This window comes from Ruegeria sp. AF5, assembly GCF_056541905.1.
The window spans coordinates 49,249-72,684 of sequence record NZ_JBQFYZ010000007.1 but is presented as its reverse complement, the minus strand read 5'-3'; the positions used below and the strand labels follow the sequence as shown (position 1 = coordinate 72,684).

Below are 23,436 nucleotides of genomic sequence, written 5' to 3'. Positions count from 1 at the left end.
GGCAAACACTGGAGCGGCGTGGCACACAGGTGCGACCCAAAATGAAGCTGCATACTTATCTCTCACTTTTCAGACACAGCGTTGAACGATTGAGGTCGGCACCTTGGCGATATCCATCGAGCCTATGTTCCCCGCATATGGAAAGATGGGGTTACTCGACCCGAGAAAGCAGCAGAAAAACAGGTAAGAGATCCTCGAACAATTCTATAGTTCGTTCAATGAGGTTTGGTTCGATAGCAAAGGCAGAGTTGCCCAAATCCGTCCAGACGGTAAAGCCTTTGCGGCGCAATGCCTCTTCGTTTGGATGATCTTTGTTATAACCGGAGGGAACACGTTTCAATTCAGGATCCCCGACCCGGAATCCACGCTTTCGCATCTCAGCGGTTAGCTTGGTCAACTCAGCCCCTTTTGGGCCTGCCATCTCAGTTCGGAAGGCACCCAACGCTTCCTTTTCATACTGAAACACCCCGCAGCCAAGCGCCAGATCGTCGGGCGAGAGCCCAAAGAACCACATCGGCGGCTGATCCGCACTCCCGTCTGGAATAAACGCAATATACAGGTGTGCGTTGTAAGGTGTTTTGTCCTTGGAAAATCGGACATCCCGATGAATACGAAAAATCTTGCTGCTATGGGTCTGGCCGGTCAGATCACGCAAGGCATCCGCAATGTCATTCGCGAACTGCGTGCCTGCCTGCTTCAAATGGGTCTCGTAAGTTGATTTGTTGGCTGCAAACCATTCCTTCGTGTTATTGGCCCGCAAATCCCTGAGAAAACCAAGCGCTTCGGGTGAGAAACTTTCAAACTGAGCCATTGCTTTCTCCGTTCAGTCTTTCGCGGGAAGGGCTGCGGCGTGTTCGAGACAAAGGTGTAACCAGCGCAGCAAAGCGGCGTCATCGCAATCACTCTCATCCACGCGGATAAAACCACCCAGTTTGCGTGCACCGTGAATCACTTCCTGAGCCGCAGGGTCCGTCAGCGCCATGCTTTCGTTGTTCTTGCCCACCCGGAACATGAAACGGCCCAGCCCGTCGTTATGCCGCCGCGCCCCGCACAGCATGTTGCCGTTCAAGAAAAAGCAATTGCCACCCATCATACGCTTTTCTGAAATGCCCACATGCGCGGCCAAAGCGTCACGAATGCGTGCGTTGAGGGTTTCATCCACCGGCATCAGCTGGATGCCTCAGGCTGCCGGTGGATCGACGGCGCGAACGAAACATATTCGACGAAGTTTCCATGTGACCGCATTACGCGCAAGAGCCTGTTGCCCCCATCCCATAACGGATGGATACCCGCCCTGGACCGACGCAGGCCAAAAGCAGTCGCCAGTGGAACGGTTACCCAGACCAATACCGCCGCAATAACCTGCACGATGTGCGAATATTGTTCCATCTGCGCCCTCCTTTCAGGCAGTTCTCAGGGTCTCATGCTTTCGTAGGTGATCAATGCAAAGCGTGCACCTTGCGGGTCGTTCAGCGTGGCCATGCGCCCGACACCCGGCATATCCATCGCGGGTTGAAGAACTGAGGCGCCTTTGGCTTCGGCCTTTGCAACACTCGCATCCACGTCGGCCACTGTGAAGAAGATCGTCCAGCTTCCACGCTCTTCCGGCATTGGTGAAAAGCCTCCGATAGCGGTCTCGCCCACAACTGCGGCCGAATAACTTGACCCATCCTGCATCGGCATATCGCTGATCGTCCAGCCCAGCACATCCTGATAAAAGGATTTGGCCTTGCTCTGATCCGGCCCGGAATGCCCGATCCATCCTGAATTTCCGACAGCCGTCATCTCAAGTATACTCATGGGTACCTCCGTTGGTTACGCCCGCCACATACGGGTCTGACCCAAGGACGTATGAGGAGTGTGTTTTCCTACAGGCCCTCCAATTCTTCTTTGCTAATTTTGATTTTTTCGTTGATCACGTCGCATTCCAACGCGGTGGGAGAAAGCGCCAACACGGTTTCAAAGGCGGAAATGGCGTCTTTATGATCCCCCGCTTCTTGCAAAAGGCCACCTCGCATCGCGTGAAACCAACGATAGTTGGACAGCTCCTGTGACAGAGGATCCATTGCCTTCAAAGCATATTGTGCGCCGTGTAGCTTGGCCTGTGCGGCAATCTGGTTGAGCCGGATCACAGGTGTCGGCTGCAATGCGTAAAGGGCGGCGTAGTGGCTTTCGATTAACGCCCAGTTGGTTTCTTCGGACGAGGTTGAACAGGCATGTGCCTGGGCGATTGCAGCCTGGATGACATAGACCCCGCGGTGGCCAATCCGCTGGGCTTTTTGCAACAGGGATGTAGCCTCAGCGATATTCGAGCGATCCCAAAGATCGCGGTTCTGATCGTCGAGTGCGACGAGCTTGCCTTCCGCGTCAATCCGGGCCCGGCGCCGGGCGTGTTGAAACAACAACAGCGCCAGCAATGCGGCCTGCTCGCCCATTGCAGGGAACAATGCGGCAAGAAGGCGGGCAAGCCGGATCGCTTCTTTGCACAGCGTGAGCTTGATTTGCTGCGGCCCGGCCGAGGTCGACCACCCTTCGCTGAACATCAGATAAACCATTGTCGAGACTTCGCCCAACCGGGCTTGTCTTTCAGCCGGGCTTGGCGTTTCAAAGGCGACCGGGTTATTTGCTATTTTCTTTTTGGCGCGGGTAATGCGCTGTTCCATGGTCTTGGACTTGACCAGAAATCCGCTGGCGATCTCATCGACGCTCAGCCCCGCGACCACCCGCAAGGCGATGGCGATCTGATCCCGCCGGTCCAGTTCCGGGTGACAACAGATGAACAGCAAGCGCAGGACATCATCCCGCATCTCGTCAGGGTCGGGTGTTTCCGCCGGCATCGGTTGAAACTCCTCTGCGTGGCGCGACAGGATTGCCGCGCGCCGCCGGGATTTGCGTAAATCATCCAGACCCGCATTCCGGGCCGTGGCCAGAAGCCATGCCAATGGATCACGAGGCGCCCCGTCCTGAGGCCAAACCGCCAAGGCTTTCAGGCAGGCGTCGGCAAAGGCCTCCTCTGCGGTGTCCAGATCCCGAAAAGCCCGCGTCAGGGCAGCAATGGCGCGCGGGCGTTGTTCAGCAAATGTGGCCTCCAGCCAGTCTGACATGATCTATTCCGACGATATGGCACCCCCGGCCCAGGCCACAGGCCGAACTTCCAGCCGCGCGACCGGTGAAGAGATCAGTTTTGCATGTTCCAACGCTTCTTCAAGATCTTTGAAATCAGCGGCGTAAAACCCAAGGAAGTTTTCCTTGGTCTCGGAAAACGGGCCATCGGTGATCAGGGGGGCAGCACCTTCGGACGCCGCCGGTTCGACCATTACCGCTGACGTTGGCGGCATCAGTTTTATCGACACAAACTCTCCGCGTTCCGACAAAACCGCTTGCAGGGCGCGATGGCCTGACATCACTTCGTCCTGGCGATCTTTCGGCAATGCCTCGAACACGCCCGGTTCCCCATAAATTGTGATTGCGTAGATCATTTTCGCCTCCATGCGTTGGTCGCATTGTGCAAGGACGCGCGACGCCATGCAAATCCGACAACACGCAGAGCCGACAGATTGCCCAGACCGCTTTTGTCTAAAAACCCAGCAGTCCGGGCTTCCATTGCCATCCAGATAACAGGTCGGGGGATTTCAAAAACCGGAGCAAAACCGGTACCTTGAAAACCGGTTCCCAGAAAAATGGCTAAATGGTAGGCTGCGAGACTATGGAAAGCCGGCCAAATCGTCGATTAGCAGCCATCTTAGCCGCCGATATCGCAGGCTATTCAAGATTGGTTGGCTTGGATGAAGAAGGCACCATCGACAAGCTGCGCCGGATCCGCGCTGAAGTTATCGAGCCCTTGATCGCCGGGTATTCAGGGCGCATTGCGAACACAGCCGGTGATAGTTTTCTGATCGAATTCCCCAGCGCAGTCGATGCGGTTCGCGCTGCAGTCGAGATACAGGCCGAACTGTCGAAAAGAAACTCGGATACCGAACCTGATCGCGCAATCGTTTTTCGGATCGGTTTGAATGTCGGCGATGTCGTCTCAAACGCCGATGACATCTTGGGTGATGGTGTCAACGTTGCCGCACGGCTTGAGGCGCTGGCAGAACCTGGGGGGATTATCGCCTCGCAGGCGATTGTCGGATACGCGCGCAACAAGGTGCCCTTCGCCTTTACGCCAATTGGCCCGCAATCCGTCAAAAATATCGCGGACCCTATTGAGGCGTTCCGCGTCGAAACAGATGCGTTGACCCCGGCGGTAAAGCAAAAAACGAAGAAAGCGCCGCGTTTAATGAAGCTGGCTGCAATCCTGATCGTGTTGGGCGCGACCGGGTATATCGGGACAAAGACATGGGAAAAGGGTCAGCTGCGCGCTTCTGAAGCACAGATGGCTTACCCTCTGCCGGACCTGCCCTCGATCGCCGTGCTTCCCTTGACGAATTTCACCAGCGACGCGTCCAACAAGATGTTGATAGATGGCGTTTCCGAGGATCTGATAACGGACCTGTCCCGCATATCAGGGTTATTTGTCATCGCCGGAAACACATCCTTTGCATTTCAGGACCGCGACATTGATGCGGCAGGTTTTGCCGAGAAACTGGGCGTTCGCTATGTCGTTGATGGAAGCCTTAGACGTAGCGGAGAGGGTTTTCGGGTCAACATCCGCCTGACGGACACGTTGAACGGCAGATTGATTTGGGCGGAACGTTTCGACGGTGAAATCGATGAGATCTTCGACCTGCAAAACAACATTGTACTGGCGATTGCGCGCGAGTTGGATGTCCCGCTCGACACGCAAAGCCGGATTGCTATCGAAAACATAGAGACTGAAAAGATCGAGGCGCGCGAAGCGTTCCAGCGCGGGTGGGCGCTTTATTCACGCTTCAATGAACAGGACAATCTGGCCGCAATTCCGCATTTTGAGCGGGCTGTCGAGCTGGACCCGAATTATGCGCGCGCCTGGGCGATGTTAGCTATGGTACATTTGCGACCGCACATCTTCCACCACTGGTCAGGCTTTGCGAATGCTGAAGAACAGATGCATATCGGGCTGTTCTATAAATACTACCGTGAACTGACGCATCAGGACACCTCGCTTATCCACGTCATCAGGGCAATTGTCGCTCTCAACCTTCCGGATTGGGACAGTGCCAAGGGTGTAAGTCGGGGAACGGAAGAAGCGAGACAAGAAGCCGCAAAGGCCATCGCCCTGCAACCAAGCGACCCAGAATCGCATTTGACAATGGGATGGGCTTTGATCGCGGGTGGCGAGCCAGAGGAAGGGCTGGCATTTGTGCAGGCTGCGATGCGCCTCGACCCGGAATACCCCAGTCACTATGCGTTATTTCAAGGTGCCGCGCTGTTTGCCATGAATGATCTGACAGGCTCAGAGGCGGTCATTATGTCTGAGCTGGATAGAAACCCGCAGGCAGTTGAGTTGATGCCATTTGCGGCCTCGATCTTGGCCTTAAACGGCGACCGAAGCAGCGCGCGTGCAATGATCGAACAATGGCAGAATGGAAAAAACGAGAAGGTTCTGGGCGAAGCGGTGCGCGATTATTTCTTTATCGTGCGATGGATCGGCGAGCATCAGCATTTGAACAATCGCTTGAAAAACGGCCTTCAATTGGCCGCGCTTCCGCCGAGCACGACAGTTGCGAGCCTCAAAGCTGATCTGATGCGCGGAGATGCCAAGGAACAACGTGACGCGGCTCAGTCTTTGGCGCTCTTTGGGGCCGATGCAGCCCCAGCCGTTCCGGAACTGATCATGCTGTTGGGCAGCCCTTCGGTTTTTGTCAGAAAAGAAGCGGCCATCGCCTTGGGTGAAATCGGAGAACAAGCATCCCCCGCATTGCCTGCATTGGAAGCAAACGCAGACGGGTCTTTGTCGGGAAGATTTGCCGCCCGAGCCATTGAACAGATACGCGGAGCCTCACAATAACGACGACTTTGGGCGCTATCGACCACTTGGCTCCTGCTTTTCTGGAGAGTGTTGGCTGGAAACGCGGGCAGGTATCCTTCGTCCCGGTGACCGCAGCCTCACGCAAGTGTTCTGAACGCATTCAGACTTTCGCTGAAATGCTCGATGAACTCCAGTGTTATCAAAGACGGCTGCTTCAGAACCGGGCGTACCAGCGAAAGTGTATGCGGCAAAAACGGCTTGAATGGCCTGTAGCTTAGCCCCCGGTCTGTGTAATGGACAGCGTCCAGTTCGCTGACGATTGAGACACCAACGCCTTTTATGGCCAATTCACATGCCGCCGTGAATTGCCGGACTTCGATATGAGAGTTGAGTGTAACATTGGCCTGCTGAAATGCCTTCGAAAGCCGTCCGAAAAAGTCGCTGTCGCGCCGCGTATGTATGATGTTCTCATCTGCAAGATCGGATGGCGTCACCTCCGAGAGGTTCTCAAGCGCGTGATTTTTCGGGAATACGCAAACCGTGCGCACATCTACATTTCTGCTTTCGACCCCCGGATGACCGTTAAAGCCATCGGTGATTCCAAAGTCATATTGTTCGCCAACCATCCATTCCAATATCCGTTCCGGCCTGTCCGGTTCGATCGTCATGGTGACACCTGGCCGGTCTTTCAGAAAACTTGCCACAACATCCGGCAGATGGCTGGTGGCGAAACCGGGCAGGCAGGCGACGCGGATATGCCCGGCTTTACGCTGTGTGATATTCTGACTCGCGTCCGATATCTGCTTCATCAATTCCAGGACACGGTCCACGCTGGGTTGCAGATAGCGAACTTCCTGGGTTGGCACCAATCGCCCTTTGCGGCGATCAAAAAGTTGAAAACCAAACGATTTTTCAAGATCCGACAGCAACCTGCTGACAGCTGGTTGGCTCACCCCCAAATCGGCGGCCGCTGCTGTGACCGAACCATTGGTGGTCACCGCCATAAGCGCTTCCAGTTGCCTAATTCTCAAAGTTTGTCTCATTGCAGACCCAGTTCCGCTTTTTTATTCACACTGTATAACATTGTATTATGTTTTTTGCTAATAAGTAGGGCTTGAATTATATTTCTGTAACGGTAACGTCGTGAAATCGTCATGTGTGTCGAATACGCGTTGCAGTCGGTACTCAACGAAGCATCAAACCTGATGCATGGGAGGAATCATGAAAAAGAATTTGCTTGGCGCTCTTGCCGTTACAACTGCCTTGTCCCCCTTGGCGGCAATGGCACAAACCGAAGTTCAATTCTGGCATGCCTTTACCGGCCGCCTTGGCGAACTTGTCAAAGCGCAGGTTGAAGAGTTCAACGCCAGTCAGGATGAGTTTGTCGTGGTCGAAAGCCACAAGGGCAACTATTCGGAAACCCTGAACGCTGGCATTGCCGCGTTCCGTGCTGGCGAACAGCCACACATCCTGATGGTTTTCGAAGTTGGCACCGCAACGATGATGTCGGCAAAAGGCGCGATCAAGCCGGTCTACGAAGTCATGGCTGAAAGTGGCGCGTCTTTTGATCCCGACGCCTATATCGGTGCGGTGAAAGGTTACTACACCACCACCGACGGAGATATGTTGTCGCTGCCGTTCAACTCTTCCACGCCGGTCTTGTGGGTCAACCGAGATGCCATGCAGGCAGCAGGCGTTGATCCCGACACCGACCTGTCGACTTGGGAAAAGGTTGGCGACGTTCTGGAGCAACTCAAAGCCGGAGGCGAGGACTGCCCGCTGGTGACGGCATGGCAAAGCTGGATACACCTGGAAAACCTGTCTGCCTATCACAACGTACCATTTGCATCGCAGGACAATGGTTTTGCCGGTCTGGACACAGAACTGATGCTGAATGGCCCGGTACAGGTCGCGCACCTGAGCGCCATGGGCGACTGGGCCAAGGATGGTAAATTCATCTATACCGGTCGCAGAAATGAAGGCGGCGCAAACTTCCGGGCGGGTGAGTGTGCCTTGTTCACCGAAAGCTCGGCCGGGTATGCCGGGATCAAAGCCGAGGCCGAGTTCGACTTTGATGTGCGTCCGCTGCCGTATTGGGAAGCGGTCACAAGCGAGCCTCAAAACACCATCATCGGCGGTGCATCGCTTTGGGTGATGGAAGGTCATGATCCCGAAGAATATAAAGGCGTTGGTGAGTTCCTGAGCTTCTTGTCCTCGTCCGACGTTCAGGCGGCATGGCACCAGAATACCGGCTATCTTCCGATTACCGCAGAAGCCGGTGAAGCGACCCGTGCAGCCGGTTTCTATGATGAAAATCCGGGCACCGATATCGCTGTGATCCAGATGACCGCGAAAGAGCCGACAGCAAACTCGAAAGGTCTGCGTCTGGGATCGTTCGATCAAATCCGCGGTATCATCGATGAGGAGCTTGAGGCCATCTGGTCCGGCGAGAAATCCGCCCAGGAAGCCATGGACAGCGCAAAAGAACGCGGTGACGCGCTTCTGCGCAGGTTCGAATCGGCAAATCAATAAACCTCTGAAATCCGGTGCGGGCTCGGCAGAGCCCGCATCCACTTTTCCCGGCGGGTCATCAGGATGGAAAAACGCGTCACATTTCGCGGCTGGCTGTTGCCATTGGCGCTGATCGCCCCACAGGTCGTCATTTCTGCCGTATTCTTCTTCTATCCCGCTGCACAAGCTGTATGGCAGTCGCTGTTCATCCCAGATCCGTTCGGGTTGTCGTCCAAGTTCGTCGGTCTGGGCAATTTTGAATTTCTGCTAAGCGACAAGTTTTATCGCGCATCCTTCGTAACCACGGCGGTGTTTTCGACGCTTGTTACGCTCTGCTCCATGATCCCGGCCCTGTTTCTGGCAGTCATTGCAGATCGGCTGATCAAAGGATCCGGAGCTTATCGGACGCTGCTGATTTGGCCTTATGCAGTCGCACCGGCGGTTGCGGGTGTGCTATGGCTGTTCATGTTCAACACGCGCGTCGGTGTCGTGTCGTGGTATCTTGGACAGCTGGGCTATGACTGGAACCACGTCTTGAATGGCACCGAGGCGATGGGGCTTGTGGTCGTCGCTTCGGCCTGGGGGCGCATCAGTTATAACTTTTTGTTCTTCTTCGCCGCACTCCAGTCGGTTCCACGGTCGGTCATCGAGGCCGCAGCGATCGATGGCGCACGGTTCTGGCGCAGGTTTTTCACGATTGTCCTGCCGTTGCTGTCACCGACAGCGTTTTTCCTGCTTGTAGTGAATGTGGTCTATGCGTTCTTTGAAACTTTCGGCGTAATCCACACAATCACCGGTGGCGGTCCGCAGCAGGCCACGACCATTCTGGTCTACAAAGTCTTTTCAGACGGGTTTGTCGGTCAGGATCTGGGCTCGTCTTCGGCGCAATCGGTCATTTTGCTGATTGTCGTCGGCCTTCTGACCGTCATTCAGTTCAAGTACGTGGAAAAGAGGGTGCATTACTGATGGCAGCCCAACAGCACGGAATGGTCGAAAAGCGCGGAGCGGGTATCTGGCTGACACATGCCCTGATGATCTTTGGCGTCCTGGTCATCTTCTTTCCGATTTGGCTGGCATTTGTCGCCTCAACCGTTACCCAGCCGGAAGTTGTATCACCACCCATGCCGCTTTTGCCGGGTGATCAGTTCTGGGAGAACTACAAGGCAGCCCTGTTTTCCGGCGTGAATGTCCCCGTCGCAACGATGCTGTTCAACAGCCTTGTGATGGCCATCGGGATCGCAGTGGGCAAGATCGTCATTTCACTGCTGTCGGCATTTGCAATCGTCTATTTCCGCTTTCCCGGTCGAACAACGTTCTTTTGGCTGATCTTCCTGACCCTTATGTTGCCGGTCGAAGTGCGCATCGTTCCGACATTTGAGGTCGTGGCCGGGTTCGGCATGCTCAACAGCTATTACGGGCTGATCTTTCCGCTGATCGCCTCGGCCACGGCGACCTTCCTGTTCCGTCAGTTCTTTCTGACAATCCCGGACGAGCTGGCCGAAGCTGCGCGTGTGGATGGTGCCCGGCCTATGCGGTTTTTCATCGATATCGTCGTACCGATGAGCCGGACAAACATCGCGGCACTGTTCGTCATCCTGTTTATCTATGGGTGGAACCAGTATCTGTGGCCGCTGCTTATCACCACCGACCCTGAAATGAACACCATTGTGATGGGCATCAAGCAGATGTTCCCGTCTGGCGATGATGTAGCTGATTGGCCGGTCATCATGGCAACCTCCATTCTGGCGATGATCCCGCCGGTCATCGTGGTGGTGTCGATGCAAAAGCTTTTTGTCCGCGGCCTTGTTGATAGCGAGAAATAGAAAATGGCAACAGTAACCCTGGAGAATGTCAAGAAGAGCTTTGGCCCGACAGATGTCATACATGGCATCGACATCCACATCGAAGATGGCGAGTTTATTGTCATCGTCGGCCCTTCGGGCTGCGGAAAATCCACGCTGTTGCGGATGGTGGCAGGGCTTGAGACCGTGACCGCGGGTGAAATCCGGATTGGTGCGGAACGGGCCAACGAAAAAGAGCCGATGGATCGCGACATTGCCATGGTGTTCCAGAACTATGCGCTCTACCCGCATATGTCGGTCCGGCAGAACATGGGCTATGGCCTTAAGATCGCAGGGTTGCCCAAGGCTCAGATCGATCAAAAAGTGACTGAGGCGGCAAGGCTGTTGCAGCTTGAACCATTGCTCGACCGCAAACCCAGACAATTGTCAGGCGGCCAACGTCAGAGGGTGGCTATGGGGCGCGCGATTGTCCGTGAACCTGCGGTGTTCCTGTTTGACGAGCCACTTTCGAACCTGGACGCAAAGCTTCGCGTGCAGATGCGGCTTGAGATTCGTGAACTACAGGAAAAACTGGGGATCACCTCGCTTTATGTAACCCACGATCAGGTTGAAGCCATGACAATGGCCGACAGGATGATCGTCATGAACGGCGGTATCGCCGAACAGGTTGGCACACCGCTAGAGGTATACGAAACGCCAAGAACCCTGTTTGCAGCACAGTTCATCGGCAGCCCCGCGATGAATGTCTTTGACGCCCAACGCGAAAACGGAACCGTCATGATTGGTGGGGTCGCGGTTGGTTCGTCGCAGGGCCCTGATACTGCCTTCAAGCTGGGGGTACGACCCGAGCATCTATTGCTGGACGACAATGGCCCGATTGAGGCTACGATTCAGATGGCAGAGCCACTGGGGGCAAACACGCTGTTGCACGGTCAACTGACCGGCTTGGGCGATCCGATCACGATCAGCCTTCCTGGTGTGCACCCGATCGAAGGCCGACATCCGAACATGCGGTTTTCTGTGTCCTCAGACCATATGCATATGTTTGACCGATCCACCGGTGAAAGGCTGGAAGGCTGATGGCATTCCCTCAGGTCGAGGCTTTCCGGGGGGGCGACAACCTGATCCGCATCGTAGGCCACCGGGGTGCGCGAGGCGTATTGCCTGAAAACAGCATGATTGGTTTTGACTTTTCGCTGTCCATTGGCGTGCCGCTTCTGGAGTTTGATGTTGTCCTCACGGCTGACGACATCCCCGTCATAACCCATAATCACCGGCTGCACGCCCCCAGTTTTCGCGATGCTGACGGCCAGTTTTTGACCGGGGAAGAGCCGAAGGTTTCAACTCTGACGTTTGAGCAGATTCAGAAGTTCGATATCGGGCGGTTGGATGGGAATTCTGCCTATGGTCGGCGATTTCCAGATCAGGCGCTAATGGATGGCGTTCGCGTTCCAAGGCTGCTTGACCTGCTGGATCTGGTGAGTGACCCCCAACATAGCGATGCCTGTCTGATGCTCGAGCTGAAATCGGACCCCGATTTGGCCCATGACGCGCGCTACAGAGAGAAGTTTGTCAGTCTTGTCCTGCAAGAGGTCCGTTCCAGGGCCCTGTCGTCGCGTGTGGTGCTGCACAGTTTCGACTGGAATCTGTTAGAAGAATGTCAGCGGCAAGCGCCGGATATACCATCTTCTTATCTGACCCAACTTCCCGAAAACGCCGAGGATGTAGGGGAGGATTCGTCCAAGGCAGTCTGCCCGGATTTTCGCGGCCGCGAAGGCGATATTCCGCGATTGGTCAAGCAAGCGGGTGGCTCACTGTGGTGCCCGTATTATGCGGATGTAACTGCTGAAAACGTCGAACTGGCCAAGGATTTGGACCTTCGCGTTGCGGTCTGGACGGTCAATGACCCTGAAGATATTGCCAGGATGATCGACCTGCGTGTGGATGCCATTGTTTCTGATTATCCGGGTCGGGTGCAAAGGCACTTGTCTGACCGGGGTATGAGCTGGCGTTAAACCGCCCTGAAGGCCGGGGCTGAATGCCTCGCCCTTCAGTTTATCAAATTTCCTTCGTACGGGCAGAGAACCCCTAGAACAGTTGCAAATCCTTCGCGCCGCTTTGGATTTCAGCAAAGTTCGGCATGTTCTGGATCGTAACAGGTGCGGGTTTCGTGCCCGGCATCGCAACCGTCGGTTTCGCCACGTTCGCCATTCCAAAGACCGGTTTTTCCAGCTCCCCCCGGATATCGCGCAGCAGCGTTTTATGATCCGGCATCACTTTGACGATCTGCGCAAGATCCTCTTTCGCACGCTGCATGCCCTGGAACCAGATCACCTTCTTCAACGGCCGCAAACGATCTCGGATGCCGGTACCGTAACCCGTATCATAGACCTGTTTGCCCAACAGAACCGTCTGGTACACGCGATGATCAAACAGCGTGGCAAATTCCACATCGTGATCCATCGGCAGACGGTGCTGCCACAATTCCAGATTCTCGGCCAGCCGATCCGGTATCTTCATCTCTGTTCGCGCGTCGATCCAATACGGGTCATCCTTTCGGTTACCCAATCGGTAATGCAGGCAGATGAATTCCAGAACCTCGTTATAAAGCTTGTCCATCTGCCGGTTGTATCTTGCCCGCAGTGACGGTGCGACGTCGCGCGTCGGCAAGTGTTCTGCAAACCAGCGCACTGCGTGGTCAATCATGTGGATCGCGGTACTTTCCAACGGCTCGATAAACCCGCCGGACAGACCAATTGCCACACAATTCTTGACCCAGGCATTGCGCACGCGCCCGACGCGCATCGGGATGATCCGCGGTGTCAAACCCTTGCCGCTGTCACCCAGCCATTCAAGATATTCGTCGGCCGCCTGATCATCCGTTCGATGCGCCGAGGAGAACACATAGCCTGTACCCACACGATTGTAGAGCGGCACCCGCCACGTCCACCCCGCGCCCAGCGCGGTCGACCGCGTGAGGCTTTCGATTTTATTGGGATTGCGGTGTTCAACCTGCAACGCCATGGCGCGGTCATTGGGCAGATAGTCCGAATAATCCAAAAACGGCTCGCCCAGTGCCTGATTGATGATCAGGCCGCGGAACCCGGTGCAATCGATGACCATTTCGATGTCATGACGTCCTGCCCGCTCCAGCATCAGATGGCTGACGTTGCCTTGTTCATCCAGCTCGACCTTCTGTACCTCGTCCTGGATATGCTCGACGCCGCGCTTTGTGCAGACCGTGGTAAGCATACCCGCAAACTTCACCGCATCCAGATGATAGGCATAGCCAAAACGCTGTTCAAACTCGGGCTGACCCAGCTGCCGCGCGCCTTTGCACAGACGTCCCAGATGATCGTGAGGCGAGATGGACTGTGTAAAGTCCCGCTCTCCGTTGCCAAAGCGCAGGAAATACTCGGCGGCGTCCAACCCTTCCAGCATCTGGCCATGGGCAAAGGGGTTCACGTAATCGATGCGTTTTCCTTTGGGGTCTTTGTTCCAGTTGCAGAACTTCACACCCAGCTTGAAGGACGCGTTTGTCTCGCGGAAAAAATCCCGTTCGGAAATGCCCGCCTGACGCAGCGTGACCGGCATGCGCGGCACCGTAGCCTCACCAACACCCACGGTCGAGATATTGGGGCTTTCGATCAGGCAGATATGTGGTCGGTCTTTTGTTGCTGAAGTGCGTGAAAACACCATGTCCAGGATCAACGCGGTCATCCAGCCTGCCGTGCCGCCACCTACGATGGTGATTTTGCGCAAACGATTGTTCATATTCTTCTGTCCCCATTGGTTTTGAGGACTATATCAAGTTTCCGACGCTTATCTAGGCTCTGCCATTATGTGCCTTGTGACCCGGCTTTGAACATGTCCCTAAACTGGTCACGCAAGATGTTCTTTTGGACTTTTCCCATTGTATTGCGGGGCAATTCACCCAGTTGAATAAGCGTGCGGGGATGTTTGAACCGCGCCAGGCTGTCGCGCACTGCAACCATGACCGCGTCGAGATCCGGAGACTGCCCGGGTTCCGCTACAATCAGGCCCAGCACGGTTTCACCGAAGTCGGGATGCGGCACGCCGATCACTGCGCTCTCCAGAACACCGGGGTGGCTGTCCAGAACCAGCTCAATTTCCTTGGGGTAGATATTGTAGCCACCCGAGATGATCAGGTCCTTGTTGCGCCCGACGATATGGACATACCCATCTTCGTCGACCCGTCCCAGATCACCGGTGATGAAAAACCCGTTTTCGCGCAGCTCGGCAGCCGTCTTTTCCGGCATCTGCCAATATCCCTTGAACACGTTCGGGCCACGCACTTCGATCTCACCGATTTCACCCTGCGGCAAAGGGTTGCCGTCTGCATCGCATATCTTCAGTTCGACCCCTGGCAAGGGAAACCCGACCGTGCCCGCGCGACGTTCGCCGTCATAGGGGTTTGAGGTGTTCATATTGGTTTCAGTCATACCATAACGTTCTAGGATACGATGCCCGGTACGCTCCTGGAATTGTGCATGGGTATCCGCCAGCAATGGGGCCGAACCCGAAACGAACAGGCGCATATGTTCGGTCAGCTCGCTGGTAAAACGCGCGTCTGCCAGCAGGCGCGTATAGAAGGTCGGAACGCCCATCATCGACGTGGCTCCGGGCATTCTGTTAATGATCTGATCCGGGTCGAATTTTGGCAGCCAGATCATGCTTCCGCCGACAGCCAGAATGATATTGGTGGCCACAAACAGCCCATGCGTGTGAAAGATCGGCAGCGCGTGCAACAGAACGTCTTCCGACGTGAACCGCCACTCTTCGACCAGTGTCCGCGCATTGGACAACAGGTTGTTCTGGGTCAGCATCGCGCCCTTTGAACGTCCGGTGGTGCCCGACGTATAAAGAAACGCCGCCAGATCCTCACCATCCCGATCCACAGTCGCAAAGCTGTCTGGCATTGCTGCTGCCAGATCCATCAGCGAGCCCGAGCCATCCGCATTCAGCGTTTCCACCCTGCCCCCGAAACGCGCGGCAATCGGGGTCAGTTGGTCTTTGCTTCGGCCGTCGCAGACAACAAGTGACGCGCCGCTGTTTTCGATGAAATACGTCAGTTCGTCCACGGTATAGGCGGTGTTCAGCGGCAGGAAAACCAGACCGGCCTGCGCGCATGCTGCGTATAGCGCCAGCGCCTCAGGCGATTTATCGACCTGAGCCGCAACCCGGTCCCCGGGTTTTAGGCCCAGTTGCGTGGCCACATGGGCGATCCGGGCGGCTGTGCTCAGAAAGTTTTGATAGGTGACGGTCGTCCCGTCTGTCAGGTGCAGGAAAGCCGTATCTTTGTCGGCGTGAATGCCAAACAGATCATCATAGAGAGGGTTAGCCATGTTCGATCCTCCGTTTCCCCAGCCATAACGGCGAACCGCTTCTCAGGGGAAGGTTCAACTGTGTCACACTGCGCTTTTGCTTGCAGTTCAATGTCTGGACACGTCGCATTTATTGCGCGGCGCGAGTTGCAGCTCGGAAATCGTGGTTGGTAATGCCTTTCACCGCCTCTGCACATTTTCTGCACGAAAGCCCCATGAAGGCTGCGGATACGTCGCGCCAAAGATGCAAGCGCCGCAGGCAATCTGCCGGGAAAGGAAACCTGCAAGCAGGAGACAGGACATGAGGCAGGAACTGACAATTCGCGGCGTGCCGGACAGCATCGTACTGGACGCGTGGTGGCTGGGAAAGATGGACGAAGCCCCCCGATGGGGAGGCAACAGACGACAGCAAAGTGGTTCTCTGATGTCCACGCTGAAAATGCGCCATGCGATCCCACTTCTTGCATCGCTGGTTGCACTTGCAGATTGGCTGTTTTGGGAACAGCCGCTAGGCATTTCTGTCTCAGTCTTCGCGCTGGTCTTGTCCGCCGCGATCATGGCGATGAAGCCCCGGCGGGCGACTGCAACGGAATGGCTCATAGCCGCCGCATTTGCCTTGTTCACCAACCTGCCGGTGGCCATCGATTTGCAGCTTCTATCGTTATTGTTCAGCCTTGCTGGTTTGGTCAGTCTGGCCACCTGGGCGCTATTCGGTCAGGCCGTAAACGAACGTCTGCTGCTGCGCTCCGCCCTGCGCCTGCCTTCCATCGGCGCGACGCTTTTGCTGCGCGACACATGTCGCACCGCAGTGGCCGCCGATCTTGGGTCCGACACCCGCCGCCACGCAGCCTCGCTGGCCTTGCCGCTGCTATTGGGTACGGTCTTCCTTGCCTTACTGGCCGCCGCCAATCCGGTGCTGGAAGACCTTCTGGCAGAGCTGGACCCAAGTCTTCTGTTCGAAGGGTACTTTTGGCTGCGGCTTCTGTTCTGGGGTGTTATGGCCTCGCTGCTGTGGCCGTTCCTTAACCTCAGCGATCCATGGCTGGGCGGCATTGCCCGCCCCGCCACCATGCCAAAGACAGGCCCAAGCCGGGCCGCATTTCTGATCAATCCAATCTCGGTGCGCAATTCGCTGTTGCTGTTCAACCTGATGTTTCTTGTACAAACCGTGATGGACCTCGGTATCCTGACCGGCGGAGTATCCCTGCCTCAAGGGATGAGCTATGCCGCTTATGCTCATCGGGGCGCTTATCCGCTGGTGGTGACGGCCCTGTTGGCGGGCGTATTCACTCTGGTCACTCACAGCATGATCGGCGCGGACCGGACCTTGCGCATTCTGATCTACATGTGGTTGGCGCAAAACGTGTTCCTGGTGCTGACAGCTACCATCCGGCTGCATCATTACGTCGACGCCTATGCGCTTACCTATTTGCGGGTGGCCGCCTTCATATGGATGGCGCTGGTTTTCACCGGTTTGCTGCTGATCGTGGTGCAAATCCATCGCGGCTTCGGTACAACCTGGCTTCTGCGGCGTTGTTTTGCAGCGCTTCTGGTGGTCTTGTATATTTGCAACTTTGTGAATTTCGCATCAGTCATTGCCAGCTACAATCTGAGCCACGGCAGCGCTCTGACGCAACAGGATACCGGTTACATATGCAGCCTTGGTGCTGATGCTTACCCCGCTATCCGTGATCATGAAACCAGAACCGGACAGCAGGTCTGTGACGTATGGATGCGATATGATCTGAATAAGGATGCAATCACCAACTGGCGCGAATGGGGCTTTCGGAGATGGCGGATCCGAGCCTATTATCGGCAGCAGAGTTGAAGGACCCCATTTTATGCCTGCACGCATTCTTGTTGTCGACGATGATCCGGATATCCTTGAGGTGACGAGGTTCGCGATTGAAAAGGCAGGTTATGCGCCACTTCTGGCCAGCGACGGCCTGACCGCGCTTGATACATACCGCCAGGAAAACCCCGACTTGATCGTGCTGGATATCGGGCTGCCCGAAAAGGATGGTCTGGAAGTATGCAGGGAAATCCGCAAATCCTCGGACGTGCCGATCCTGTTCCTGACCGCCCGCGATGACGAGGTCGACCGTATCGTCGGGCTGGAGCTGGGCGCCGATGATTATCTGACGAAACCCTTTTCCCCACGCGAATTGGTGGCCCGGATCAAGGCCATTCTGAAACGCAGCGCTCCGACACCTGCCCAGCCCGATCCGGTGTTGTCGCAAGGCAGCCTGCACCTGGATGCAGAGCGTCACCTGTGCAGGTTCGCTTCAACGCCCGTGACGCTGACCGGTTCGGAATTTCGGCTGCTGGCAACTCTGATGGCCCGTCCCGACCGTGTTCTGTCAAGGGCGCAGCTGATCGATGCGCTTTACGGCTACAACATCCACGTCTCGGACCGCACCATTGACAGCCATATACGCAATGTCCGTGCCAAGCTGGCCCAGGCCGGCTGTGCCGAAGGGATCGTGACCATTCACGGTGTCGGCCTCAGGATGGGTGCATGCACGCCCGGCTGAACCGCAAATGGCGCCCCAGATTGTGGACCATCGTTCTGCTGGTGCTGGGCATTGTCCTGTGCCTGCCCTTTGCCGGGCTGATCCTGTTCCGTTTTTACGACAGTCAACTGGTGCAACAGACCGAAGAAAGCCTGCTGACACAGGCTGCGGTCATGTCAGCGGCGTATGCCGAGCTTTATGCAGATGCAGCCGGGATCAAGCCGCCCCGCCCGAGTGCAATCTCAACCGAGCACGCGGTGTTTCCATCGCTGTCGGTCAATCGCGAAACGGTTCTGCCGCCGCGCCCGGACGCGCGACCGGCAACCGTTCGACCCGGTTCGGTTTATCAGGCCATCGCCGCCCCACTTAGCCGCATCGCCAACGCTGCCCAGGCGCAAACCCTTGCGGGTTACCGGATGCTGGATGTCGATGGGAACGTGTTTGCCGGAACCGCGGAAATCGGGCAGAAACTGGGCCATGTTGACGAGGTTCGCGAGGCTCTTTCGGGTAATACTGTCTCGGTCGCGCGCACCCGCGTGCGCGAGGATGCAACACCTGCGCTTTATACCCTCAGCCGCGGTGCCCGCGTGCGCGTTTTCGTGGCGATGCCAGTGTACGTGGATCAGACCTTGATCGGGGCGGTTTACCTGAGCCGCACCCCGAACCATATTTTCCGTTTTCTGTACGGCGAACGTTTCAACCTTGCCAAAGCCGCGGCATTTGTCGCTTTGTCCACGGCGCTTATCGGGTACGTGTTCTGGCGGTTCATCACCCGGCCGATCCACCTGTTGATCCAGCGCAGCCAGATGGCGGGCCATGGTGGTCAGGCATGGGAACCACCAGACCAACTTGGCACGCGGGAAATCGCGGATCTGAGCCAGAGCTTTCAATCGCTGACGGAACGCTTGCAGGACAAGCAGGACGGATTGAAAACGTACACCGCCCATGTCACCCACGAGCTGAAGTCACCCCTCACTGCCCTGAAAGGTGCGGCAGAGCTGCTGCGCGACGATGATTTGCCACCCGCGCAGAAACACCGCCTGCTGGACACTGTAGAAAAGGGCGGAAAGCGGATGGAGGATCTGCTGGCCAATATGCGCGCCTTCAGCCTTGCCGATCAGAGCGCCATTAACGGTACATGCTGTCTGAACGACATCACTGATCAGGTCGTTCAGACGTTCCCGGCGCTTGCCATCAAGGCTGAGAACGATCACCTGCCCTTACCCGTCGCGGCGCCCACCCTGCACATCATACTGACACATATGCTCGAGAACGCTCAGCAACACGGCGCGCAGGATGCCGTGCTGACAGCCTATCAAAACGACGGTGTCATCTGTCTGAAAATTGCGGATAATGGCCACGGTATCAGTGAAGGGAACAAGGACAAGATTTTGCAGCCCTTCTTTACAACAAAAAGAGAGGCCGGTGGCACGGGTATGGGCCTGAATATTGTCAAAGCGACCATGGAAGCAATTGGTGGGCAACTCAGTGTTGTGCCAAGCAACCAAGGCGCTTGTTTTCTTCTGACTTTTAATTAATCGGGCGCGCAAGCCGCCTGTAAAAGGGGCAACATTCGCCGTTCAGAAGCGCGGAGGTTCTGTCTATCGAACCGCAGTCGCAGACTTTGCGCTTAGCCGCCATTCGCTCTGACACCGCTGCGCGTTTTGACACATCAATGTCCGAGTGGCGTCAACTTTGCTAAGGATTAGTTCGAGTTGATTACCAAAAGTGAGAAAGGTCCGACGCTTTCTAAATGGCCCTTTCCGAGCGCCGCCAGCATATTGTTCAGGTTGTGTCGTGTCTTTCCACCGAGACCTGTTTTCGCACGAGAGGCGGTACCACTCTCAACCGCACCATCGAACAGTCGATCGCGTTTTTTTCGACCCAAACTTGGCAATCAGTCAGCCTTGCGGCGTGTACCAGATTGGAGACGTGTAGGCACGCTCCTGCTGCGAAGTAGGAGCGCCTTCAGGGATGTCGATACCGTAGCGGTATGCGTCGTAGACGTACCAGGGTGGTGTCGGAATCTCGAGCACACGCGCGTAATAGAAAGCCGGGCGCGTCGGGTCGAATTCAGGATCAGTCCAGATTGTCGCAAGTTCCGCGGCACCAATGGTGTTGGTCCAGGTTGCGGAAGCAACATCCACAGTATCACCAACGGGCGGAACCTTTCCGTCGCTGCCAGTTTCGCGTTCGTCTGACCAGGCGACGTCAAAGACTTTCTCATCGGTCGTCCCGTCCTCATTGAGCCAACCTTTCACGATTTGCACGCGGTCGAGGTTAGCGCCAATTGGATCACGAAGGGCTGCCACCATGAACCTTGGTGCCTGTGCACCTTCGGAGGGGGCCCTAAGGTCGGCACCCATCGGTACGCCTTTTGCATATCCAACCGTCGCCGGAATGCGGGCTGCGACCGCGGCTTCCGACTTGGGCAGTGGATGGCAGGAGTGGGCCGTCACGCGAAACGCTTTGCCCCCGCAACGCAAATCACCACAAAGATCGTGACACTGATCATGGATGGCGCAACGGGCTCGGCGAGCAAAAGAGCCGCAAGAGTCAAACCGAAGAACGGCTGAAGAAGCTGAAGCTGTCCAACGCCTGCTGTGCCGCCAAGTGCAAGGCCACGATACCAGAATATGAAACCGATTAGCATCGAAAAGATCGAGACGTAGCCTAGACTGAACCAGACCGGCAAGGTCAGCTCGTTTAACGTGGGTGGCCATGTCAGAATCGCGAAAGCAGCCATAATAGGTAAGGATAGAACCAGCGCCCAGGAAATCACCTGCCATCCGCCCAATCGGCGCGACAACTGCGCTCCCTCAGCATAGCCCAACCCGCATGCCACGATCGCCGCTACCATAAAGAAACCGCCAATGAGCGAACCGCCAGCGCCTTGGGAGAGCGCGAAACCAACGACGGCGGAGCTGCCAAGGATTGAGAATACCCAGAACAACGCGGTCGGACGCTCACCACCACGCAGCACGCCAAAAGCAGCGGTGCTCAAGGGCAATAAGCCGATAAAGACGATCGAATGCGCAGCTGTGATGTGTTGCAGTGCCAGTGCCGTCAAAAGCGGAAAGCCGATCACCACACCGAAGGCAACTACAACAAGAGAAATCAGATCCGTGCGCAAGGGTCGCTTCTCTCTGAAAAGGGCCAACAAGAAAATTGCAAGAACCGCCGCCAGAACCGCACGGGCTGATGTCAGGAAGAGCGGGTCCAGGCTACTTACAGCCACCCGCGTGGCGGGTAGTGATCCGCTGAAGATCAACACACCGAGTAGTCCGCTGCCCCAGCCAGAAAACGAGGAGTTCATAAAGAAAGATCCCTTTTGGGACCTTGTAGCTGGAGTGGTGGGAAAAATGCAGATACAACGCGATACAATTCACGTAAACTGTACTGTTCATCAGTCCCATACAAAGGCAATCTTACATGGCCGTTGCAACCCGTAGAGCTCTTGTGATGGAACACATAACGCGTCTCATCCGATCGCGGGCACTGGGTGCGGGTGAAAAACTTCCCTCGGTCCGGGGCCTCGCAACGCGCTTGGGCGTGTCACCTTCGACAGTGGTTGAGGCCTATGATGTCTTGGCTGCAAAAGGAGCTATTTTTGCTCGACGCGGCTCAGGTTTCTATGTGTCAGACCGCGTACAGCCGTTCGAGGTTTCACAGACCGGGCCGCTGCTTGAGCGCGAGATTGATCCACTCTGGGTTGCGCGACAATCGATTGACGCCAGCGAGGGCATGGCAAAGCCTGGATGTGGCTGGATGCCTGCCGATTGGATGCCTGTCGAGTCGCTCCGGCGAGCGATGCGCCGAGTGGCACGTGGCGACGACAATATGCTTACAGATTACAGCTGTGCACAGGGCCATTCTGGTCTGCGTCAGCATGTGGCACGTATGCTGTGCGACCAGAACATAGAGGTAGATCCCGATACTGTTTTGCTCACCAATTCCGGATCGCTGGCGCTGGACTTGATTTGTAGATTGCTTCTCAAGCCCGGTGATACCGTTTTGGTAGATGATCCTTGTTATTTCAACTTTCAGGCCCTTCTAAGAGCGCACCAGATTTCCATTGTCAGTGTGCCCTACACGCCTAACGGCCCCGACCTTGCCGCATTTGAAAACGTGCTTTTGAGAGAGCGCCCACGGCTCTACCTGACCAACTCGGCATTGCACAACCCAACGGGCGCGACACTCACTGCAGCGACTGCACACCGTGTGCTGTCTTTGGCCGAAACCTATGATTTGCAGATCGTGGAAGATGCTATTTTCTCTGAGTTCGAACCTGATCTTTCGCCAAGGCTGGCTTCACTGGATGGGCTGAATAGGGTTCTCACGATTGGAAGCTTCTCCAAAACCCTTTCTGCATCGTTGCGATGTGGATACATAGCAGCGCGCCCTGATTGGATTGCGTCTCTGACTGAGCTTCAGGTTGCGATCAGCTTCGGAGGCCCCAGCCCAATGGTGACAGAATTGCTACATTCAGCGCTCACTGATGGCAGCTATCGCAAACACATGGAGGCGCTTAGGGACAAATTGGATCGCATCCGCGCGCGTTCAATCGAAGAATTAAATACGCTGGGCATAAGGCCTTTCGTGAAGCCCAGAGGTGGATTTTATCTATGGTGCGAACTGCCCAACGGGCAGGATGCTGCTGCGATGGCGCGAAAAGCTCTCAAGAAAGGTGTTGTTCTGGCACCCGGAAATGTCTTTAGCCCAACTCAATCAAAGAACTCGTTTCTACGTTTTAACGTAAGCCAGATGGCCGGAAAGACACTATCGCAAGTACTTCGTGATCTGATGAGTGACGCTCAATAAGAACGTCTGCTTCAAGGAACGGTCAAAGACTTTGCCCCTCAAGGTAAATGTCCGGTTAGGGCCGCAAGGAGTTCGGCCATGGGTTAATCGGTATTGGCAGCAATGACTTCTATTACATTACCGTCCGGATCCTGAGCAAAGAACGACCGACCATTCCAGGGCAGACTGTCGGGCCATGAGCGTTCGCGAATGATCATTTTCAGGTCTGCGAAACGGGACCGCTCCAGATCGTATTGGGCGTCGGGAACCTCAAAGGCGATGTGGTCGAGCGTTGAAAGCGACGCATCGATGGAGTGTCCTCTCCCGAATAGAGCGAGAAGTTGCGGGTGCCCGACTTTGCCCAGCGGCGAATTCAGTGCGCCGACTTCCAGAAAAACCACACCGGCTTCGCGGTGATGGAACTTGAAACCCAGAAAATTTTGATAGAACGCAATTGCCCGGTCCAAGTATTCAACACGAATGGCGATTTCTGCGATGCGAAACATGGTAGTGGTTCTCTCTTGCGGGCGCACACGCGATGCCATTGTGACATTCAAAAAAAAACGAAGCATTGA

At 55.8% G+C, this 23,436-nt stretch carries 22 protein-coding genes; 10 read left to right on the top strand and 12 right to left on the bottom strand.

What is annotated here, in order from left to right; translation table 11 throughout:
* Positions 1-151: 151 nt before the first annotated feature.
* From ACR0DS_RS11880 to ACR0DS_RS11855, 6 genes are all read right to left on the bottom strand, one after another.
* The gene (locus ACR0DS_RS11880; protein WP_480559577.1) at positions 152-811 is read right to left on the bottom strand and encodes a DUF2461 domain-containing protein; all 660 of its coding nucleotides are present in this window, start codon (positions 809-811) and stop codon (positions 152-154) included.
* 12 nt (positions 812-823) lie between these two features.
* A complete protein-coding gene (locus ACR0DS_RS11875; RefSeq protein ID WP_480559576.1) occupies positions 824-1,168 on the bottom strand; it encodes a TfoX/Sxy family protein in 345 nt (114 codons plus the stop codon).
* A complete protein-coding gene (locus ACR0DS_RS11870; protein WP_480559574.1) occupies positions 1,168-1,389 on the bottom strand; it encodes an MAPEG family protein in 222 nt (73 codons plus the stop codon). Before ACR0DS_RS11870 ends, ACR0DS_RS11875 begins: the two co-directional genes overlap by 1 nt.
* Positions 1,390-1,413: 24 nt before the next feature.
* The gene (locus ACR0DS_RS11865) at positions 1,414-1,800 is read right to left on the bottom strand and encodes a VOC family protein (protein WP_480559572.1); all 387 of its coding nucleotides are present in this window, start codon (positions 1,798-1,800) and stop codon (positions 1,414-1,416) included.
* A 68-nt stretch (positions 1,801-1,868) separates the two neighbouring features.
* Positions 1,869-3,104 (bottom strand): RNA polymerase sigma factor, encoded by a 1,236-nt coding sequence (locus tag ACR0DS_RS11860; protein ID WP_480487247.1) that lies wholly within the window; start codon positions 3,102-3,104, stop codon positions 1,869-1,871.
* Positions 3,105-3,107: 3 nt separating this feature from the next.
* Positions 3,108-3,479 (bottom strand): YciI family protein, encoded by a 372-nt coding sequence (locus tag ACR0DS_RS11855; RefSeq protein WP_480483831.1) that lies wholly within the window; start codon positions 3,477-3,479, stop codon positions 3,108-3,110.
* Positions 3,480-3,688: 209 nt separating this feature from the next.
* Here ACR0DS_RS11855 and ACR0DS_RS11850 point away from each other — a divergent pair, with 209 nt between their 5' ends.
* Complete coding sequence (locus ACR0DS_RS11850) at positions 3,689-5,929, top strand: adenylate/guanylate cyclase domain-containing protein (RefSeq protein WP_480559570.1); 2,241 nt, start codon at positions 3,689-3,691, stop codon at positions 5,927-5,929.
* Positions 5,930-6,027: 98 nt separating this feature from the next.
* Here ACR0DS_RS11850 and ACR0DS_RS11845 read toward each other — a convergent pair whose 3' ends face one another.
* On the bottom strand, positions 6,028-6,933 hold the full coding sequence (locus ACR0DS_RS11845) for a LysR substrate-binding domain-containing protein (protein WP_209598847.1): 906 nt from the start codon (positions 6,931-6,933) through the stop codon (positions 6,028-6,030).
* A 178-nt stretch (positions 6,934-7,111) separates the two neighbouring features.
* Here ACR0DS_RS11845 and ugpB point away from each other — a divergent pair, with 178 nt between their 5' ends.
* The 5 genes from ugpB to ACR0DS_RS11820 all read left to right on the top strand — a co-directional run bounded on the left by ugpB (position 7,112) and on the right by ACR0DS_RS11820 (position 12,218).
* Complete coding sequence (gene ugpB / locus ACR0DS_RS11840) at positions 7,112-8,422, top strand: sn-glycerol-3-phosphate ABC transporter substrate-binding protein UgpB (protein ID WP_209505977.1); 1,311 nt, start codon at positions 7,112-7,114, stop codon at positions 8,420-8,422.
* A 63-nt stretch (positions 8,423-8,485) separates the two neighbouring features.
* Complete coding sequence (ugpA, locus tag ACR0DS_RS11835) at positions 8,486-9,367, top strand: sn-glycerol-3-phosphate ABC transporter permease UgpA (protein ID WP_209505975.1); 882 nt, start codon at positions 8,486-8,488, stop codon at positions 9,365-9,367.
* A 20-nt stretch (positions 9,368-9,387) separates the two neighbouring features.
* The gene (gene ugpE / locus ACR0DS_RS11830; RefSeq protein WP_480559701.1) at positions 9,388-10,224 is read left to right on the top strand and encodes a sn-glycerol-3-phosphate ABC transporter permease UgpE; all 837 of its coding nucleotides are present in this window, start codon (positions 9,388-9,390) and stop codon (positions 10,222-10,224) included.
* 3 nt (positions 10,225-10,227) lie between these two features.
* Positions 10,228-11,283, top strand: a complete 1,056-nt coding sequence (gene ugpC, locus ACR0DS_RS11825; RefSeq protein WP_480559568.1) for a sn-glycerol-3-phosphate ABC transporter ATP-binding protein UgpC — start codon at positions 10,228-10,230, stop codon at positions 11,281-11,283.
* Positions 11,283-12,218: a glycerophosphodiester phosphodiesterase family protein gene (locus tag ACR0DS_RS11820; RefSeq protein ID WP_480559566.1), complete on the top strand. Its 936-nt coding sequence runs from the start codon at positions 11,283-11,285 to the stop codon at positions 12,216-12,218. The genes ugpC and ACR0DS_RS11820 overlap by 1 nt, the downstream gene beginning before the upstream one ends.
* A gap of 73 nt (positions 12,219-12,291) precedes the next feature.
* On the opposite strand, the gene ACR0DS_RS11815 is transcribed toward ACR0DS_RS11820, so the two are convergent.
* Both ACR0DS_RS11815 and ACR0DS_RS11810 read right to left on the bottom strand, forming a co-directional pair.
* Complete coding sequence (locus ACR0DS_RS11815; RefSeq protein WP_267365576.1) at positions 12,292-13,977, bottom strand: tryptophan halogenase family protein; 1,686 nt, start codon at positions 13,975-13,977, stop codon at positions 12,292-12,294.
* Between the two features lie 65 nt (positions 13,978-14,042).
* The gene (locus ACR0DS_RS11810; RefSeq protein ID WP_480559564.1) at positions 14,043-15,569 is read right to left on the bottom strand and encodes a malonate--CoA ligase; all 1,527 of its coding nucleotides are present in this window, start codon (positions 15,567-15,569) and stop codon (positions 14,043-14,045) included.
* 280 nt (positions 15,570-15,849) lie between these two features.
* On the opposite strand from ACR0DS_RS11810, the gene ACR0DS_RS11805 reads away from it, so the two are divergent.
* Genes ACR0DS_RS11805 through ACR0DS_RS11795 form a run of 3 tightly spaced genes read left to right on the top strand, consistent with a single transcriptional unit; the run spans position 15,850 to position 19,599 of the window.
* A complete protein-coding gene (locus ACR0DS_RS11805) occupies positions 15,850-17,376 on the top strand; it encodes a DUF4153 domain-containing protein (protein ID WP_480538776.1) in 1,527 nt (508 codons plus the stop codon).
* Positions 17,377-17,389: 13 nt separating this feature from the next.
* Positions 17,390-18,082, top strand: coding sequence for a response regulator (locus ACR0DS_RS11800; protein ID WP_480559561.1), 693 nt, complete (start codon positions 17,390-17,392; stop codon positions 18,080-18,082).
* The gene (locus ACR0DS_RS11795; protein WP_480559559.1) at positions 18,067-19,599 is read left to right on the top strand and encodes a sensor histidine kinase; all 1,533 of its coding nucleotides are present in this window, start codon (positions 18,067-18,069) and stop codon (positions 19,597-19,599) included. The genes ACR0DS_RS11800 and ACR0DS_RS11795 overlap by 16 nt, the downstream gene beginning before the upstream one ends.
* 363 nt (positions 19,600-19,962) lie before the next feature.
* Here ACR0DS_RS11795 and ACR0DS_RS11790 read toward each other — a convergent pair whose 3' ends face one another.
* Both ACR0DS_RS11790 and ACR0DS_RS11785 read right to left on the bottom strand, forming a co-directional pair.
* On the bottom strand, positions 19,963-20,520 hold the full coding sequence (locus tag ACR0DS_RS11790) for a DUF3604 domain-containing protein (RefSeq protein WP_480487266.1): 558 nt from the start codon (positions 20,518-20,520) through the stop codon (positions 19,963-19,965).
* Positions 20,517-21,377: a DMT family transporter gene (locus ACR0DS_RS11785; RefSeq protein ID WP_480483840.1), complete on the bottom strand. Its 861-nt coding sequence runs from the start codon at positions 21,375-21,377 to the stop codon at positions 20,517-20,519. Before ACR0DS_RS11785 ends, ACR0DS_RS11790 begins: the two co-directional genes overlap by 4 nt.
* Positions 21,378-21,493: 116 nt before the next feature.
* Here ACR0DS_RS11785 and ACR0DS_RS11780 point away from each other — a divergent pair, with 116 nt between their 5' ends.
* On the top strand, positions 21,494-22,882 hold the full coding sequence (locus ACR0DS_RS11780) for an aminotransferase-like domain-containing protein (protein ID WP_480559556.1): 1,389 nt from the start codon (positions 21,494-21,496) through the stop codon (positions 22,880-22,882).
* Positions 22,883-22,965: 83 nt separating this feature from the next.
* Here the strand turns inward: ACR0DS_RS11780 and ACR0DS_RS11775 are convergent, their stop codons facing one another.
* Positions 22,966-23,367, bottom strand: a complete 402-nt coding sequence (locus ACR0DS_RS11775; protein ID WP_480559554.1) for a VOC family protein — start codon at positions 23,365-23,367, stop codon at positions 22,966-22,968.
* Positions 23,368-23,436: the final 69 nt, after the last annotated feature.